Origin of the sequence: Streptomyces sp. NPDC020884, assembly GCF_044333935.1 — a bacterium.
In the GTDB taxonomy this organism is placed as follows: domain Bacteria; phylum Actinomycetota; class Actinomycetes; order Streptomycetales; family Streptomycetaceae; genus Streptomyces.
On the sequence record NZ_JBIRRY010000017.1, the window covers coordinates 20,559 to 38,571 of the forward strand.

The 18,013-nt window shown below is 73.8% G+C and carries 6 protein-coding genes; all 6 read right to left on the reverse strand.

Annotated elements, in window-relative coordinates; translation table 11 throughout:
• Nucleotides 1-96 precede the first annotated feature (96 nt).
• The 6 genes from ACH4UK_RS36270 to ACH4UK_RS36295 all read right to left on the reverse strand — a co-directional run bounded on the left by ACH4UK_RS36270 (nucleotide 97) and on the right by ACH4UK_RS36295 (nucleotide 17,958).
• Nucleotides 97-1,584 (reverse strand): VWA domain-containing protein, encoded by a 1,488-nt coding sequence (locus ACH4UK_RS36270; RefSeq protein WP_398363421.1) that lies wholly within the window; start codon nucleotides 1,582-1,584, stop codon nucleotides 97-99.
• The gene (locus tag ACH4UK_RS36275; protein WP_398363423.1) at nucleotides 1,581-3,002 is read right to left on the reverse strand and encodes a hypothetical protein; all 1,422 of its coding nucleotides are present in this window, start codon (nucleotides 3,000-3,002) and stop codon (nucleotides 1,581-1,583) included. The genes ACH4UK_RS36270 and ACH4UK_RS36275 overlap by 4 nt, the downstream gene beginning before the upstream one ends.
• Nucleotides 2,972-3,490, reverse strand: coding sequence for a hypothetical protein (locus ACH4UK_RS36280; protein WP_398363425.1), 519 nt, complete (start codon nucleotides 3,488-3,490; stop codon nucleotides 2,972-2,974). Before ACH4UK_RS36280 ends, ACH4UK_RS36275 begins: the two co-directional genes overlap by 31 nt.
• A 137-nt stretch (nucleotides 3,491-3,627) precedes the next feature.
• Complete coding sequence (locus ACH4UK_RS36285; RefSeq protein ID WP_398363427.1) at nucleotides 3,628-16,473, reverse strand: amino acid adenylation domain-containing protein; 12,846 nt, start codon at nucleotides 16,471-16,473, stop codon at nucleotides 3,628-3,630.
• Between the two features lie 245 nt (nucleotides 16,474-16,718).
• Nucleotides 16,719-17,048: an antibiotic biosynthesis monooxygenase family protein gene (locus ACH4UK_RS36290; protein WP_398363428.1), complete on the reverse strand. Its 330-nt coding sequence runs from the start codon at nucleotides 17,046-17,048 to the stop codon at nucleotides 16,719-16,721.
• A 49-nt stretch (nucleotides 17,049-17,097) separates the two neighbouring features.
• Nucleotides 17,098-17,958 (reverse strand): helix-turn-helix transcriptional regulator, encoded by an 861-nt coding sequence (locus ACH4UK_RS36295; protein ID WP_398363430.1) that lies wholly within the window; start codon nucleotides 17,956-17,958, stop codon nucleotides 17,098-17,100.
• Between the last annotated feature and the right edge of the window lie 55 nt (nucleotides 17,959-18,013).

Below are 18,013 nucleotides of genomic sequence, written 5' to 3' on the forward strand. Positions count from 1 at the left end.
GGCAGGAAAGTCAGGAGAACGAGAAAAGTGAGGGAGACGAGAGAGAGATGAGCGAGGGGGAGAGCGTGCGGCGGGCGGGAGGCCCCGCCCCGCAGCTCAGGTGAGGAACGTCTTGAGTTCGTGCACGAGCTTGCCGATGTGCCCGGAGACCACCGGCGTGCCCAGCGCCTTGAACCGCTCCCGGAACCAGGGATTGACCTCCTGGCGACCCGAGCTGGTCACCGAGCCGACGGGGATGAACTTCACCCCCGAGCGGTGCACGGCCTCGATGCCCTCGAACAGCGGCTGGGAGCGGTCGAACTCGTAGAAGTCCGAGATCCACACCATGACGGTGTTCTTCGGCTCGGCGATCTTCGGGCGGGCCATCGCCATCGCGACGGGACCGTCGTTGCCACCACCGAGATTCGTGCGCAGCAGCACGTCGAACGGGTCGTGCACCCAGGGCGTGAGATCGATGGAGCGGGTGTCGTAGGCGATGAGGTGGACGTCCACCTTCGGCAGCCCGGCGAAGATGGAGGCAAGGATGGTGCAGTTCACCATCGAGTCGAGCATGGAGCCGGACTGGTCCACCACGACGATCAGCCGCTGCGGCGTCGTCCGGCGGACGGTGTGCCGGTAGTAGAGGCGGTCGACATAGAGCCGCTCCTCCTCCGGACTCCAGTTGGTGAGGTTCTTCCAGATCGTGCGGTCCAGGTCGAGATTGCGGAAGACCCGCTTGGGCGGAACCGAACGGTCCAGCTCGCCGACGGTGGCCTTCTCCACCTGCGTACGCAACACCTCCGCCACCTCGTCGACGTAACGGCGGATGAGCGCCTTGGCGTTGGCGAGGGCCACGCCCGACAGGTTGCCCTTGTCCCGCAGCAACTGCTCGATCAGCGACATGCTGGGCGTCAGCCGCGCCGCCAGCGTCGGGTCGGCCAGCACCTCACGCAGCCGCATACGCCCCACGAGGTCCGCCTCGATCGCCGCCAGCTCGGGCCCGAGGCCGCCTGCGTCGATGCCCGAGCCCGCCGCCCGCCCGCCGCGGAGGCCGCCCGGCGGACAGCCCATCGCCCGCTCCAGCCAGCCCGCGTCGGACTGCCAGCGCGCCAACTGCTCGGCGGTCACCGTGCTCGAACCGGTAGCGAAGACATTGAGCAGCACCTTTGAGACCAGTGCGGCGCGCCGCACCTCCGCCGCCCGGTCCCGGGACTCGCCCGCCCCGGCCGCCGCACCGGAGCCCGGGTCCACCGCACCCGCGTGCGCGTCGACCGCGCCATCCGCGTCGTCCACGTCGCCGTCCGCATCGACCGCGCCATCCGCATCGCCGTCCGGCGTCATCAGCCCGTCGAACTCGGCGGCCAGCTCCGGATGGCGCTGCACGACCGAGTCGAGCGACGTCCCGGGGTCCAGCAGCGCGGAGGGCAGCCCGATGTCCTCGACGACACCCAGACTCGCCGACTCCAGCGCCGGCTGCTCCTCGCCGTCGAAGAGGCGGGCCAGGAGCCGCCAGTACAGCACCTGACGCCGGTTCTCGTCCGGGTCGGGTCCGGCCTGCTCAGGCCCGGCGGGACCGAGCCGCTGCCCGGTGATGTTCTCGGTCATTTCCGCAACAGCCTTCCGGCGCGCTCGCGCAGCACGGCGACGGCGTCGGTGGCGGCCTTCTCCGCCCGGACGCCGGCCTTGTCGGTGGTACCGCCGGCCCACGACCCGGCGTGCACGGCGACGGACTTCTTCCGCACGATCGCCTCGACCGCGAGCGGCTGGAGAAGGAACTCCCCGGCATCCCAGCGCAGCAGCGCCACACAGGCGCGGGAGGCGGCGACCGCCTCGGGCGTCAGCGGACCGGCGGCCGGAACCCGGTCGGTGTCGACGGCCAGGAGCTGCCCGGCAAAGTCGAACGTGAGACGGCCCTCCTCGCTCCGGGCGGTGTACCCCTCCAGCAGCACCGGCACGGCGATCCGGACGGGATGCCGGTCCAGCGGCGCGACGCGGGCGGCCGTCGCGGCGGAGAGCATCACGCGCGCCGTGGCGAAGGCGTCGGCGGGCTCACCCGGACGGGCCCGCTCGTCGTCCCAGACCAGATCCCCCTCGGCGGTCACCGGCATGGCGTCCAGCTCCATCGAGCGACCCTCGCTCACGGCGCCGAGCAAGGACATGCGGGGACGCAGCAACTGCCACAGGCCCGCCCCGACGACCGTGTCGGGCTTGGGCGCGGAGACCCCCGCACGCACCAGACGGGGCGCCCCGCCGTCCGCGGGCTCGAACACGGCGTGGACCTGCGCCTGCACGGCCGTGGCGTGCTCCTGTACATCGACGCCGAGCGGCAGCAGGCGACCGGTCGCCGGGGCGACGGACGGCTCCCCCGCGGCGCCGGGCACCGTCAACAGCAGCGCGCGCGACCACAGATCGGCCCAGCGGCGCACCGGCACCCGCTCCAGCGTCACCCCCGGGCAGGACGCGGCGAGCTCGGCGGCGAACCCGTCCAGCAGCGTCGCCCGACGACGCAGCGCCGGGTCGGGCAGCATCGCGGAGACCACCGGCGCGGCCCCGGCGACCAGCTCGTGGTCGATGCCCCGCCAGCCACTGCGCGCGAGGTCGCACAGCCAGCTGCGGGCCGCCGCGAGGAGGTTCGTCCCCTGCTCCGGCACCGCGGCGGCCAGGGCGGATTCCTCCGCGGCGGGCCGGCCGACGGCCTCGTCGATCTGCTGCGCCAAGGCATCGTGCACGGAGCCGAGCAGTGCGCCGCGGGCGGCGGCGAGCGCCACGTAATGGCCCTCCCCGGCTGCTCCGGCCGCCGCCCGGTCGGCCGCTTCCGCGACGCGCGCGGCCAGCGGGGTCCCGGCAACGGCGGCGGCGAGCCCGGCGACCGCGGCGGACTGGGCGGGCCCCGGCCGCAGCAGACCGGCCACCAGCGCCCCGTCGAAGGCGTCCACGGCGGCCAGCGCCTCGTCGAGCCCGTCGACCGGTCCGGACAACAGGTCGCCACGCATCAGGCCACCGCCCGCGTCGGCGGGAACCACTGCATCTCGGGCAACGGCGAGGTGACCGGAGCCAGTTCGAGATAGGCGAGGTGCCGCAGGAACCGGCTGAACACCTGTGCGGCGGCCGAGGAGTCGCCCTGCCCCGGCCGCTCGGCGGTCATGACGGCGATGAGGGACGGGGCGTCGAGCTGCCCGTCCGGGGTCTCCACCGTGAGGTAGCGGGCGACGCGCTCCGCGCCGTACTGCAGCACCGCCTCGCCGACGAGCGCCTGGATGTGCTTGCAGAACGACCCGCGCGCACCACCGCAGGGCCGGTTGTTGTTGGTGCTGCACGCGAACGCGTACGTCCGCGCCGCCACGGACGACACGTACACCCGCCCGATGTCCGATCCGCTGGAGACGACTCCCTGCAACCGTCCGTCGGCCAGTTCGACGAACGGCACCTTGGCCAGCTTCCGCGGCCGCGCGGGCGGCACCACCCGCGCGGTACTCGACTTCTCCCAGACCGACAACGCGCCAACTCCCATGCATGCGAAAGGGGATGTCCACGCCATCGCGGCGGGACAAGAACGAACTTAATCCCGACCACTGACAACGCGGTCGGCAGGCCCCGGGCCCCGGCATCCCGCAGGACCCGGGCCCGGTGTCCGGCCCGAGGAAACGGTCACGAACGCCAGGGGTGTTGTGCGAGCGCGTCCGTGTCGATGGTGCGGGTGAGGAGGTGAAGCGGTGCGGCGCGGATGCCGGCCGCCTCCGCCGCTTCCCAGTAGGCCAGACCTGTTGCCGGCTCGACCGGACCGTGGACGAGCGGCACACCGGCCCCCGAGGCGTGGAGCAAGGACTCCAGCCGGCAGGACGCGATGGTGTCCGGCACCATCGGCTGCGCCAGGTAACCGGCCACCGCGGCGGCCGGCAGGCCCTCGGCCACCACCCGCTCCGTGGGGCCGGCGGTCAGCAGCCCGCCGCCGACGACCAGGATGTCCTTCGCCCGTTCCATCCGGTCGATGGCGCGAGCCGTGTCGAAGCAGTGCGGGAACGAGTCGTCGACCACCGTCGTCCCCGGCTCGAGACGGTCGATGTCCAGGAGCGTGCCGCCCCCGCTGACCGCCGCGACGATCAGCCGGGCCCCGTACACGGCGTCCGGCAGCCCGTCGTCCGACTCGACCACTTCCACGACCTCGGCGAGACCGCGCTCCAGGAGGTTTTCGGCCAGTTCTTTCAGCCGCGGCCCGCTGCCCGGCACGTCACAGAGGAGCAGTCGGGCGGGCGGCTGCCGTGTACGGGTGAGCAGCAACTCCAAGGAGGAGGAGCCGATCGAACCGAGCCCCACGAACGCGACCGTGAGAGCGCCCAGTCGCTGCCCCGTCGCGTCGAGAGCGGCGTGCACGGTCCTGACGACGGACACGACGGTCGCCGCATGACCGGTGGTGACGGTTCCGGTCGTCCCGACGGTGCGCAGGACATCGAAGCCGTAGCCGGTGAACGACGGGATCATTCCGGCCAGGGACACGGCCCGCGCACCCAAGGAGGAGGCGAGCTCCACCCCCCGCGTGGTGTGCCCGATCAGGTCGTCGCCGGGGGCGAGTTCGTCCGCGAACAGCGGGAGGCACACGAAGCCCGAACGGCCCAGCGGCGTACGCAGCGTCTCCAGGAGCCGGGGCCGCCGGTCCGGGAACAGCAGGGCCCGCAGATCCTCGCGCGGCAGCGCCGCCTCCGGCAGGCCCGCCAACCGGGCGAGGTCGGCCGGGGACGGCAGATAGCCGACGAGCGCGGCGTCCATCCGCTGGTCCTGGCCGGGACCGCCCGGGTGGCCGGATCGGCCCGTACCGGGCACGGCCGGGACCACCGCGCGCGTCAGGCCTTCGCGCACGGTCTCCGCGAAGGCGGCCAGCGACCCCGGGGTGAACGCCGTCGCCGCCGCGCGGACGGTGATCCGCAGCCGCCCGCCGTCCAGACCGGCCGCCAGGAACACATCCGTACCGGACGGAGGCGGCGTGTACGCGCTGTCGCCGTCCTCCCGGGTGACCGCCAGCGTCTCTCCGCTCTCTGGGCCCAGGGCGGAGAAGTCCAGGTAGGTGAAGAAGAACTGAGCGGTCCGAGGCAGCCCGTTGGGCAGCAGCGGCACGGGGCCCTCGTACGTCTGCGCTGCGGCGGACTCGGCGGCGACACGCCGCAGATCGTCCTCGAAACCCGTGCCGCCGAGCCGTCCGGACGCCCCTGCGGCCGGCCGCAGGGGAACGGCCGTGGCGAAGGGACCGAACACCCGGTGGGCGTCGGGCAGGGAGGGGTCCCGGCCGCTCACCGCGAGCCCGAGCAGCAGATCCGCCCGGCCGGTGGCAGCTGCGAGCGCCCGGTAGTAGGCGGTGAGCACCGGGGCGTGGAGGGTGGAGCCGACGCGCGCGGCGAGTTCGCGCAGCGCCGCGACCTGGCCGGCGTCGACCGTGAACCCGTGGGTGTGGAAGCGGGCGTTCACGGCGGAGCCCGGGGGCGTGCCGGGACCCCTGTCGCCGCTCGTACCGGCGGTGAGCACCGGCGGACGGTAAGGCGCGCTCAGCCGTGTCCACCGGTCCTCGCCGGTCAGGGCACCCGACTGCGGTGACGCGGCCGGACCGCCGGAGTCCGCACCGAGGGCCGTTGCGGTGGCGGCGGCGTCCGTGCGCCGTGCGATGCGCACGGCGTGGTCGCGGAAGGTGCTGCGCAGCGGGGCCGGCCCCGGTTCCTCGCCGCGGGACAGCTCGTCGTACACGGTCGTCAGCTCCCGTACCAGGAGCGCGGCGCTGTAGCCGTCGCCGATGATGTGGTGGGCGTGTGCCACCAGGACGTGCTCCTCGGGTGCGACGGTGAGCACCCGCAGGCGCAACAGGGGCCAGGCCCACAGCTCGAAGGTGCGCGCCCGTTCGGCGGCGATCCGCTGCTCCACGTCCCCCGGGTCGGTGAGGTTCTCGAAGCCGACCGGCAGGCGCAGCGAGGATGGAAGCTCCTGCTGGACGACCGGGCGCGCCCCGGCGGGGAAGACGGTGCGCAGCATCGGATGACGCTCGACGAGGGTGTCCACCGCCCTCTGGAAGCGGGCGCTGTCGAGGCGGCCGTGCAGGCGCAACCGGGTCAGCCAGGACGAGGTCGCACCCGGTGCGACGGCTTCGGCCAGCAGGAACCCCCGCTGCGTGGGCGTCAGCGGGAAGGCAGCGGGAGACATGGCCGGATCGAGGGTCCGGGGCCGCGGGTCGGCAGCTTCACCGTCTGCCCGCCCCGACGCGTCCGCCGCTACGGCGTCGGCTGCGGCGTACCCGGCCGCGTCCACGGCGGAGGCGAGGGCCGCCAGTGTGCGGTTGCGGTAGACGACGGTCGGGCGGGGGAGCGGCCCGCCCTGCTTCTCGAGCCGGGCGAACACTTCCAGAATGAGCAGCGAGTCGCCGCCAAGGGCGAAGAAGTCGTCCTCACGACACACTTCGTCGGTTTCGAGCAGGGCGGACCAGACGGCGGCCAGCCGGACCTCGGTCGGCGTGCGGGGCGGTGTCCGGAAGTCGTCTGTACGCGAGCCGGTGTCGGCCTCCGGCTCCGCCCGGGGCGGTGTCCGGAAGTCGTCTGTACGCGAGCCGGTGTCGGCCCCCGGCTCCGTCCGGGGCGGGGCAGTCGCTTCCTGGAGGGCGAGCAGCGCACGGCGGTCGATCTTGCCGGTGCCCGTGAGCGGCATCCTGCCGACAGCGGTGATCCGGGTCGGCAGCATGTACGGGGGCAGTGACTCCGCGAGATGGAGCCGGAGCGCCACAGCGCGCACTCCGGACGAACCGGGCCCGGGGGTCACGAAGGCGGTGAGGCGACCGTCCTGGGCCAGCACGACGGCGTGCGCGACGTCCGGATGGGCCTGGAGCACGGCCTCGATCTCGCCGGGCTCCACCCGGTTGCCACGGATCTTCACCTGGTCGTCCAGGCGGCCGAGGAATTCCAGGGTGCCGTCCTCGGCGCACCGGACCCGATCACCGCTGCGATACCAGCGCCGCCCGCGGCGGACCGTGAACGCGGCCTCGGTGAGGGCCGGTTCGCCGAGGTACCCCGGGGTCAGGCCGACTCCGGAGATGAGGAGCTCCCCGGCTTCGCCCGGCCGACGGGGCTCCCCGTCGGGTCCGACGACCTCCACCTCCGTGCCCGACACCGGGCGGCCGATGGGAAGGCGCCGCACCTGGTCACCGGGCCGGGCGCGGATGATGTGGCAGCTCGTGTTGATGGTCGCCTCGGTCGGGCCGTACAGGTTGGCGATCTGCTGGCCGCCGCCGAAGAGATCGAACCAGCGGCGTACGTGGGCGGGTGACAGGGCCTCGCCGCCGACATGGATCCACCGGAGCGCGGACAGGTCCGGCAGCGGTGCGCCGTTGCGCCGCCGTTCCTCGGCGGCGCTGAGGAGCTGTTCCCAGAGTGTGGGGACGGAGCTCCAGACGGTGATCCGGCTGCGTTCGACGTGTGACAACAACCGGTCGGGGTCGCGCAGCAGGTCCCAGGCCACCGTGACCACGGCGGCGCCGACGAGCAGGGGGGCGAGGAGCTGGCGGACGGAGGCGTCGAAGCAGGGTGACGCGGTCTGGGCGAGCCGGTCGTGCGCGTCGTATCCGAAGGTGTCGACGGCCCAGTCGAGGTAGTTCTCCATCGAACGATGGGTGATGGGCACAGCCTTGGGCCGGCCGGTGGATCCGGAGGTGAAGATGACGTACGCGATGTCCTCGGCGGCAGCCGGACGATCGGGTACGGGAACCTTGTCCCGGGACCGGACGCATCCAGTGGGACGTTCCCCGCCCGCGGCAGACCCCTGCCACGCATCCCGCGAGAGCGACGCCGGATCGTCGACGGACACCAGGGTGACATCGCCGAGCGCTTCCCCCACCGCCCGGGTGGCCGCGTGACACAGCACGGTACGGACGCCCGAGCGCGTGACCTGGTCGACCAGGCGCGCGGTCGGATGGCCGGCGTCCAGCGGCACCCAGCCCGCCCCGGCGCGCAGGGCCGCGACGACCGATACGACGGTGTCGGCGCCGGGCTCGGTGAGCAGCCCGACGAGGCTTCCCGAGGTCACGCCGGCGGCCAGGAGCGAGGCCGCGAGGGCGTGGGAGGCATGGTCGAGTTCGGCGTACGTCAGGGTGGCGGTGCCGGTGTCGACGGCGACCGCGTCCGGGGTGGCCCGGAAGCGGTCGACCAGCCGGCGCACGACCGTGGCGGATCCGGTGTGCGGGCGTGGAGCGGCTCCGGGCGAGTCCTGCGCGTCGGGCCGGGGCCGGATGTCGGGTGAGTCCTGCTCATCAGGCTGGGGCCGGACGTGGGGCGAGTCCTGCACGTCGGGGCGGTGCCTGACCACAGCGGACAGCTCTTCGTGGAAGTCACGGTCCAGGCGGGCCACCGTCGCCGGGTCGAAGAGCCGGGCGGGGAAGTTCCACGAGAAGCGCAGGACCGTCTCGTCCTGCCAGCACAGCAGGCTCAGCCGCGTCGCGGCGGTGGCGGTGCCGGCAGCGGTCGGCCGCACGCTCACCGGACAACGCCCGTCGAGAGCGGCGGGGAAGCGCGAGAAGCTGAAGCCGGCCGGGCTCACCGTCCGGGGACCGGCCCCGGACGGGTCCGTCGGCAGCAGTCGGGCCAGGTCCAGGCCGGTGAGGCTCGCGTGCTGCTCGCTCTCCAGCCAGATCGCCGACAGCCGCTCGGTCAGGGCCTCCACCGACTCGTCGGGGTCGGTCCCGCACAGCAGGGGGAGGGCGTCGGCGAGCGGCCCCACGAGCCGGTCGAGATGCACCAGACGGTCGTCCCGGCGGGCACGGGCGACGTTCACCGCGATCTCCCGCTGCCCGCTCCACCGGGCCAGACAGCGCACGTGCACGGCGAGCAGCAGATGGAACAGGCTCACCCCGCGAGCGGCGGCCCGCTCCTCCAACGCGGCGGTCAGCACCGGGTCGAGGGCGCTCTGACGCGTCATCATCGGCGCTGTGGGAAGGGCGGACGGATCACCGTCGTACGGCAGACGCAGGGGCTCGCCCCGGGAGGCCAGCCTGCTCGACCAGTACCGCCGATCGGCGGCGAAGGCGGCCGCGCCGCCGCTGGAGGACCGCTCATCGGCGGCAGCGGTCGCGTACCGCGCGAAGTCGGTGCCGAGCGCGGGCAGCGTCGGCGCGTGCCCGTGGGCGAGGGAGGTGTAGAGGGACCAGAGCTCCCCGGCGAGGATGTTGAGGCTGTATCCGTCACCGGCCGCATGGTGGATCACCAGCACCAGATGGCACAGCTCCGGGTTCTCCCGGGCGAGCACCGCGCGCACGGGAGGCTCGGCGGAGAGGTCGAACGGCCGGTTGCACAGGGCGGTTTCGAGCTCCTCGACAGGGCCGGAGAGCTCGTGGACCTGGTACCAGGCGGACAGCGCCGCGGGCGGCGCCACGTACTGCCGGGGCGCCGTCGTACCGGTCCCGTCCGGGGTGCTGTCGACGCGGATCCGCAGCATGGTGTGCCGCTCGGCGAGCGCGGTGAGCGCCCGGCCCAGGAGCCGGGTGTTCAGGGGGCCCCGGACGGTCTGCCGGACGTAACCGTGAGCGGGGACGTCCGGGTGGAGCCGACTGCTGGTGTGCAGGGCCAGTTGGACGGGGGTGAGCGGGAAGGACACGCCGTCCGGCACGGGGGCCGGGGCCGGGGCGGGGGAGAGGACGCGGGAGGGCGCGGACGCCGGAGTGGTGGAAGGCGTCGCGTCGAGATGCGCGGCCAGCTCGCCGACGGTCCGGTACTCGAAGAAGAGCGTGGCGGGCAGGGTGCTTCCCAGCTCCCGTTCGAGCTGCCTGACGAGGTCGACGGCGGCGAGCGAGTCGAGGCCGAGAGCGAGAAACGGCTCGTCGTCGGGAATCTCGGCGGGCGGTAGACGCAGCGCCGTGGCCAGCAGTCGGCGCAGCAACGCGGCGGTGTCGGTAGGGGGTTCGGACCCGGAACTGGAGTCCGGGCCGGAGCCGGAGCCGGAGACTTCGGGCACCCGACTCGAAGGCACCGACTCCGTCCCCGTCCTCTCCTCCGTTGCGGCTCGTGGCGCCGTCCCCGTAGGCAGTGGAGACGGTGTCAGGTCGGCGAGCACCAACTGAGCCGCGTCGACGCCGCATGCCGTACGCAGTGCCGTCAGCGCGGGAGCGAGGGCAACGGACCTGCCCCCGGCGGCCCGTACGGCGGTGGCACCCTCCGCGGCCCCGAGGCCGAGGGACGCTGCCATGCCCGCCCCGGCGACCGCGGCGAGGTTCACCGACAGCCAGGGCCTGCCCGCCTGTCGCTCCGACGCGGCGAACGCGTCGAGGAAGGCGTTGGCACCGGCATAGTCGCCCAGCGCGCCCGCCAGGCCGGGCAGTACCGCGCTGACGGAGGAGAACGCGACGCACACCGCCGGGTCGAGCCCGTGCCGGCGCAGGGCCAGCGAGAGCAGCAGACTGCCCCGGGTCTTGGCGGCCAGGGCTTCCGCCGTCTCGTCCACGCTCCTGTTGCGCAGGGTGCCGGGGCGCACCACCCCCGCGGCGTGGAAGAGGGCGTCGAGGCGGGGCAGTCCGGCGAGGAGCGCATCGACGTCCCTCTCCACCGAGACGTCGGCCACGCGGTAGTGAACGGTGGCGCCCAAGGCGCGGAGTTCCTCGGCCAGCCCCGCGGGAAGCCGGGAGGAGCGCCCGGTGAGCACAAGGGACGGGCGGCCCCGGCCGGCGAGGTCCCGGGCGAGCGCGGCACCGATGCCGCCGCCGCCCCCGGTGATGAGGAAGGTGCCATCGGGCGGCAGCGGAGACCGCGCCGCACCGAGCGGCATCGCGGTGCCATCCGCCAGGGGAACGAAACGGCGGGTGAGCCTGCGCCCCGACCGCCAGGCGACGGTCGAGGCCCTGCCCGGAGCGCCGCCCGCCGCCAGCTCGGCCAGCACGGCTTCCAGACGCTGGGCCGGGGAGTCCAGCGAGCAGAGGTCGACGCCGGTGGCCGAAGCGCCGGGAGTCTCCTGCGGCAGCGCGAGCAGGAGCCCGCAGAGGACAGCGTGGGCCGGCCGTGGCCTCTCCCGTACGGTCTCCGTGGTGTGGACGTCCTCCGTCAGCACCAGCAGCCGGTCCGCGCCCGTCTCGTCGAGCCGCGCCAGGGCCTCGCCGAAGGCGGCCAGAGCGGCGTCCTGGGCTTGGCCGAGGGCTTCGCCGGTCTCCTGGTCGGGAGCGGGCCCGGCCACCAGAACCACGGCGTGCGGCGGGTCGTCGCCCCGGGTGTGCATGGTGACGCCCTCGGCGGAGAGCTGCGCGGCGAGTCGGCTGACGGACGCGGAGTCAGGGCCTGTCAGCAGCACCGAACGCAACGTCGCCGCCGTTCCCCCGGGCAGCGTGGCGTCCTCCCACCGGATCCGGTGCAGCAGGGAGCCCGCCGGCGGATCGGGCCAGTGCCGGGTGCGCCGGAAGGGATAGGTGGGCAGGGGGATCCGGTGATGCGGGGCGTCGAGTGCGGTGCGGTCCAGCGACACCCCGTGCGACCACAGCCGGCCGACGGTCTCCAGGAGCGCCCGCCGCCCGCCGCGCTCATCACCGGTCAACCGATCGGAGTCCGGACGGCCCTGCGAGCTCGGACGGTTCTCCGAGCCCGCGGGGTCCTGCGATCCCGCGCGATTCTCCGAATCCGCACAGCCTTCGGACTCCGCACGGTCCTTGGAGTCCGCGAGTTCCTGCGAACCGCCCGGCAGAGCGCACACCACCAGCACCCTGCCACTGGACGCACTGGACGCACTGGACGCACTGGACGCACTGGACGCACCGGAGCCGGGAGACAGTTCCGGGGCGGGCGACGGGACGGCCCGGCCCCGAGACGCGGACGGGCCGCCCCCGTCGCCGCGTTCCTCCCGCTCTCCGACCGTGTACGCTCCCGCCGCCGCGCGGACCGCACCCGACAGCGTCGCCCCGTGGCCGACCTCCACGAACGTGTCGTACCCCTCCCGAGCCAGACGTTCCACGGCCGCTCCGAACAGCACCGGGCGCTCGGCGTGGGCGCGCAGGTACTCCGGGCCGAGGACCGGCTGCCACTCGGCGGTGACGGTGCTCATGAGGGCGATGGACGGGGCTCGCGGGGTCAGCGCACGGGCCGCCTCGGCGAGCCGGTCGGCGACCGGCCGCATCAGCGGTGAGTGGAAGGCCCGGGAGACCCGCAGACGACGCGTGGGGATGCCCAGGGCCTCGAGGCCGAGGGCGGCGCGCTCCACGGCGGAAACACCCCCGGAGAGAACTTGGAGCCCGGGACCGTTGTACGCGGCCACGGCGAGCGCCCCATCGGACTCCGCCACCGCCGCGGCGACCGCGTCCTCACCCCCGTGCACGGCGATCATGGCGCCCGGCTCGGTGAACGCGCCCATGAGACGGCCGCGTTCGGCCGCGAACCGTACTGCGTCCCCGAAGGTCAGCACCCCGCTGACACAGGCGGCGGTGATCTCCCCGACGCTGTGCCCGGCGACCGCGTCGGGCTCCACGCCCCAGGTACGCAGCTGGCGGGCGAGGGCCACCCCGGAGGCGACGAGCAGCGGCTGCGCCACCTCCGTCACGGCCTGCGCGCCGGGGTCGACCGTCGGATCCAGGCACCAGTCCAGCAGAGGCCGGCCGGCCACCGGGCCGAGGATTGCGGACGCCTCGTCGAGCGCGTCCCGGAACACCGGCGCCGTTCGGTACAGCGCCCGGTCCCGGCCGGGGAACTGCGCACCCTGCCCGGGAAACAGGAAGACCACCCGCGGCCGGGCACGGACGACGCTGCCGAAGCGCCCGTCCGACCCAACCAACCCGTCCGACCCTTCGGATCCGTCGGCGCGTCCGCACGTGTCAGCGGCATGCCCGCCCGCGTCTCCGGCCCCGGCGGCGAGTGCGCCGAGCCGTTCCCGTAGATCACCGTCCGCGACGACGGCCAGCCGGTGGGGCCCCTCGTCCCTGGACGTGCTCGCGGTCAGGCAGACATCGCCCTCGCGCAGTCCCGGACGGCCCTCCAGGTGCGCGGCGAGCTGAGCCACCACGTCCCGCAGCCCGGCCGCACTGCGCGCCGACAGGGTCAGCAAGTGAGGCCCCTCGACCGTGACTTCGCACGGGACGCCCGGTGAAGGCAAGGACGATGCACCCAGCGAAGGCGAAAACGAAGGCGAGGACGAAGCACCCAGCGAAGGCGAAGGCGAAGGCAAGGCCGGAGCCTGTTCCAGAACGGCATGGGCATTCGTGCCGCCGAATCCGAACGCGTTGACCCCCGCGACGAGAGGCCCGGCGGACGTCCAGTCCCGGGCCCCGGTCACCACCGAGAACCCGGCGGGGGCGAGTCCGGGCGAGGCCGGCTCGTGGTGCAGCGACGGGGGGAGCCTGCGGTGGCCCAGCGCCAGCACGACCTTCACCAGCGCGGGCAGCGCGGCGGCGTTCAGCAGATGCCCGATGTTCGTCTTCACCGAACCGAGCAACCGCGGTTCGCCGTCGGGCCGTACGGGAAACGCGTGGCCGAGCGACCGCAGCTCGATCGGGTCCCCCACGGCCGTACCGGTCCCGTGGGCCTCCACATAGGTCACCGAGGCGGGATCGACACCCGCCGCCTCGTAGGCCCGGGTGATGACCTCGCGCTGCCGCAACGGGTTCGGCGCCATGAGACTCATCGACCGGCCGTCGTTGTTGACGGCCGTGCCCCGGACCACCGCGAGGACCGGATCGTCGGCGAGCCGGGCCGCGTCGAGGCGCGTCAGGACGATGGCCGCGCCTCCCTCGCCGGGCACGAAGCCGTCGGCGTCGGAACTGAAGGCGCGGCTGCGCCCGGTGGGGGAGAGGGCCTGCGCCTCTTCCAGCAGCCGGTGCGGGGCAGAGGTCAGGTGGAGGTTGACCCCGCCGACGACCGCGAGGTCGCACTCGCCGTCCAGGAGGCTGCGCCGCGCCAGATGCAGGGCCACCAGGCCCGACGAGCAGGCGGTGTCCACGCCGAGTGCGGGACCGTCGAGGTCCAGGCTCTGGGAGACGCGGGCGGCGATGAGGGCGGGAAGGTTCCCGGTGAGCAGGGTGGGCAGCGCGGTACCGTCCGCCGAGGCCCGGTCCAGGACCTCCCGGTAGCCGCTGTCCCCGACCGCCGCGAACACACCGATCCTGCGACCGCGCCTACGGGGCCCCGCGTATCCAGCACGCTCGAGGGCCTCGTGCGCCAGTTCGAGGAAGAGGCGTGCCTGCGGGTCGAGCGCGCGTGCCTCGACCTCGTCGATGCCGAAGTAGCCGGCGTCGAAGGCGGCCGGGTCCTCGAGCAGCGCCGCCCAGCGCTTCGGGGGAGCGGCCCGCCGTGCGCCCGGACGGTCGTGGCCGTCGCCCCAACGCCCCTGCGGTACGGGGGTGACGGCATCGAACCCCTCGATGAGCCGGTCCCAGAAAGCCTCGGGGGTGTCCGCGCCGGGGAACCGGCACGCCATCGCGATGATGGCCGCCGCGCCGGGGGCGGCAGCGGGGTCGGCCGGCTCCACCCCGGCTGTTGCTCCGGCCCGCGGTGCGGTGTTCGCCTCGGCCGCGGGCGGGGACGACGACGGGCCGGGCGCCATGGTCAGCAGGTGACCGGCGAGGGCGGCCACCGTGCCGTGGTCACGGATGACCGCCGGTGGCAGCGTCACGCCGAAGGCATCCTCCAGCGCCACCAGCACCTCCATCGCCTTGAGCGACGTCCCCCCGAGGCTCCCGAACGCCTCGTGCACCCCGATCGACTCGGCGGGCCTGCCCAGCACCCGCGCCCACGCGTCCCGCACGACCTCGACGGTCTCCGCCCGTGCCCGGGGCGCCTCCGCCCGGATGCCGGCCCGTGAGCGGGAGGCCTGCGCGCGGGGCTCCGACGACGACCGGGGCGCTTCCGCCCGGCCGGGAGCGGCAGGCGTGGGACCGCCTCTGCCGCCCGGCCCCCACTCACCCGCCTCGAAACGCTCCCGCATCCGCCGGCGTTGCAGCTTGCCACTCGTCGTACGGGAGAACGCCCCCGGCGGCAGGGCCAGCACCCACACCTCGTCATGGAGCAGAGCCTCGCGCACCCGGGCCGCGACGCGTTCGAGCACCTCCGCCGCATCGCCGGGGGGCCGCGCCCAGGGGACGAGGACCACGACGCGCTCCGCACCGGTGACCGGGTCGGTCGAACCGATGACCGCCGGGGTGCCGGGCGGTAGCCCGGGTGTCGCCGCAGCGACCTCTTCCATGTCCGTGGCGTGGAAGGTGCGGCCGTTGAGGAACAGCACGTCCTTGTGGCGGCCCGTGACGCACAGCCGCCCGTCCCGCAGGAACCCCAGATCGCCGGTGCGGAGCCAGCCCTCGGAGAACACCTCCGCGCTCACGCCGGGAAGGCGGTGGTAGCCACGGGCCAATTGTGGTCCGTTCACCATGATGTGCCCGACCTGCCGGTCCCCGAGGACGGCTCCCGCGTCATCGACGATCCGCACGGCGCAGCCGGAAACCGGCCGCCCCACGTCCATCAACTCGACGGCTCCCTCGCCCGGTTCGGTGTCCAGGGCCACGCCACCGCTCAAGGCCGCCCGGTCCAGGACCAACGGCTCGGCCACCTCTCCCGGCGGCGGGAACGTCACCGCCAGCGTCGCCTCCGCCAGGCCGTAGACCGGCTGGGCCGCCGCCGGATCCAGCCCCGCCGGACGGGTCTTGCGGGCGAAGGCCCGCCACACCGCCGGTGCGATCGGCTCCGCCCCGACCAGCAACAGCCGTACGGCCGAGAGGTCCAGCCGGGCCAGGACCTCGTCCGGAACCCGGCGTACGGCCAGGGCGAGGGCGAAGTTGGCCGCGGACAGCACCGTCGCCCGGTGCCGGGCCGCCACCTCGAACCACACGCGGGGCCGCTTGGCGAACGCCAGGGGCCCGATCTTGACCTGCCTGGCCCGTGCGGCCAGCGGAGCGAGATGCGTCCCGATGAGCCCCATGTCGTGGAAGTACGGCATCCAGCTGACCACCACGTCGTCGGCGCCCAGCGCCGAGGCCGCCCGTATCTGCTCCAGATTGGCCAGCACCGCGCTGTGCGTCACCTCCACCCCCTTGGGCGCACCGGTGCTTCCCGAGGAGAACTGCACGAACGCGACGTCGTCGGGCCCGGCGGCGACCGGTTCCCGCAGTACCGGCCCCTCCCGCAGGGCCTCGAGGGCCAGGGCGCGTACACCGCCGGGGAGTTCACCCGTCAGCGACGCGGTCGAGGCGTCCACGACGACGGGCGGCCGCCCCAGATGTTCCCAGACCGGCAGCACCCGACGGGCGTCCGGGGCCAGCGGAACCGGCACCAGACCGGCCGCCAACGCACCCCAGAACATCGGCTGGAAGTCCTCGCTGCGGTCGGCCAGCAACGGCACACAGGTCCCCGGCTCCACGCCCGCCCTTCGCATGCCCCCGGCCACCCGCAGGGCGTCGTCGAGGAGCTCGCTCAGGGTGACGGTCAGCTCGCTGCCGTCGCCGCGGACGTGAACGACGACCTGCCCGGGAGCCTCACGGGCCGCGTCCAGCAGCACATCCAGCAGCGTCATGTCGTGGTCCACCGGTTCATCGGTCCGTTCTTCACAGAATGATCTTAAAAACGCGCCGGTCACGTTCGAATCAACCGGCGGGAGGAGACTGCCTGCACCCTGAGAGTGACCCGGCTGAGAGCAGTCCTGTGTGAAGAGGGGGGTACCGAAGAAGCCCGGCTGATCGTGCGGCGCGAACGCTGCGGCCGGGGGCGACCGGAGCGACCTGCCCGGCCGGTCAAGGGCCGAGCAGGTCGTCCGTGTCCGCGCGCGCTCGCCTACGCGCCGGTCGGCGCGGCCTGCTGCACGACCTCGAAGGACCACAGGGTGGATCCACTGGCCGCCGGCTTGGGGCGCTCACCGCTTCCGGCGTCGCCGCCCTGATGGGCCGCCTTCATCGGACCCTCCATCCACGCCTGGAAGGAGGCCTCGTCACGCCAGCGCGTGTAGACGAGGTAGCTGTCCGTGCCCTCGACAGGCCGGAGCAGCTCGAACCACTCGAATCCGTCGGACCCCTCCACGGCACTGGCCCGGGAAGCGAAGCGCTTCTCCAGCGTCTCGCGTTGTTCCTGGGGGACGGTCAGCACATTGATCTTCACTACGCTCATGGCCTCATCCTGCCGTACGACGCCCGAACCCCGTCGCCCCAGGGCGGTCCTACCGCTCGGGCGCGTCACCCGCCCCGGCGGGGAACTCCTCGACGCCCAGAACACGCAGCAGGTCCAGTCGCTCACGGGTCCCGGCGTCCGCCGGGGTGAGGACGAGCAGCACCTGACCGTGGTCGGGAGTGACCAGCGTTTCGCAGTCCATCACCAGACGGCCCACCCGCGGGTGCACCAGGGTCTTGCGGTCGGCCCGCCGCACCGCCACCTCGTGCTCCGCCCAGAGCCGGCGGAAGTCCTCGCTCGCCGCCCGCAGCCGGTCGACGAGCCCGGCCACCGCCGGATCGCCGGACCGGCGGCCGACCGCGGCCCGCAGATCGGCCACGAGCTGCCGGGCCTGATGCTCGTGCTCCTCGGGAGCACCCGCCGCGCGGGCCGCGGGATCGGTGAACCAGCGGTACACCAGATAGCGCCGGTCGCCCGGGAAACCGGTGTGGTCGCCTGCCAGCAGGAGGGACATCCGGTTCTGCGCGAGCACCTCGCCCAGGTCGGACACCACCATCGCCGGGGTGTCACCGAGCAGATCGAGCATCCGGACCAGCCCGGCGCGCGCCAGGCCCGCCACCGAGTCGGCAGGCGGCGGCTGGTGACCCGCCAGGTGGAACAGATGGTCCCGCTCGTCGTCGGTGAGGCGCAACGCCCTGGCCAGCGCGCCGAGCAGCTGGGGCGAGGGCTGACTGCTGCGCCCCTGCTCCAGGCGTACGACGTAGTCCACCGACATCCCGGCGAGCATCGCCACCTCTTCCCGGCGCAGACCGGCGGTGCGGCGGCGGGGACCCTCGGAGATGCCCACCTCCGCCGGGCGGATCGCCTTGCGGCGCCTGCGCAGGAAATCAGCCAGCTGATCACGTTCCATGCCCCCATCGTCCCTCGCGGCGGGCGGACGGATCCAGGGAGCGCCGCTCCCATGA

Coding starts and splice junctions, on each gene's coding strand:
- ACH4UK_RS36280 (WP_398363425.1), bottom strand. CDS start 3,490: ATGGGAGTTGGCGCGTTGTCGGTCTGGGAGAAGTCGAGTACCGCGCGG.
- ACH4UK_RS36295 (WP_398363430.1), bottom strand. CDS start 17,958: ATGGAACGTGATCAGCTGGCTGATTTCCTGCGCAGGCGCCGCAAGGCG.
- ACH4UK_RS36270 (WP_398363421.1), bottom strand. CDS start 1,584: ATGACCGAGAACATCACCGGGCAGCGGCTCGGTCCCGCCGGGCCTGAG.
- ACH4UK_RS36290 (WP_398363428.1), bottom strand. CDS start 17,048: ATGAGCGTAGTGAAGATCAATGTGCTGACCGTCCCCCAGGAACAACGC.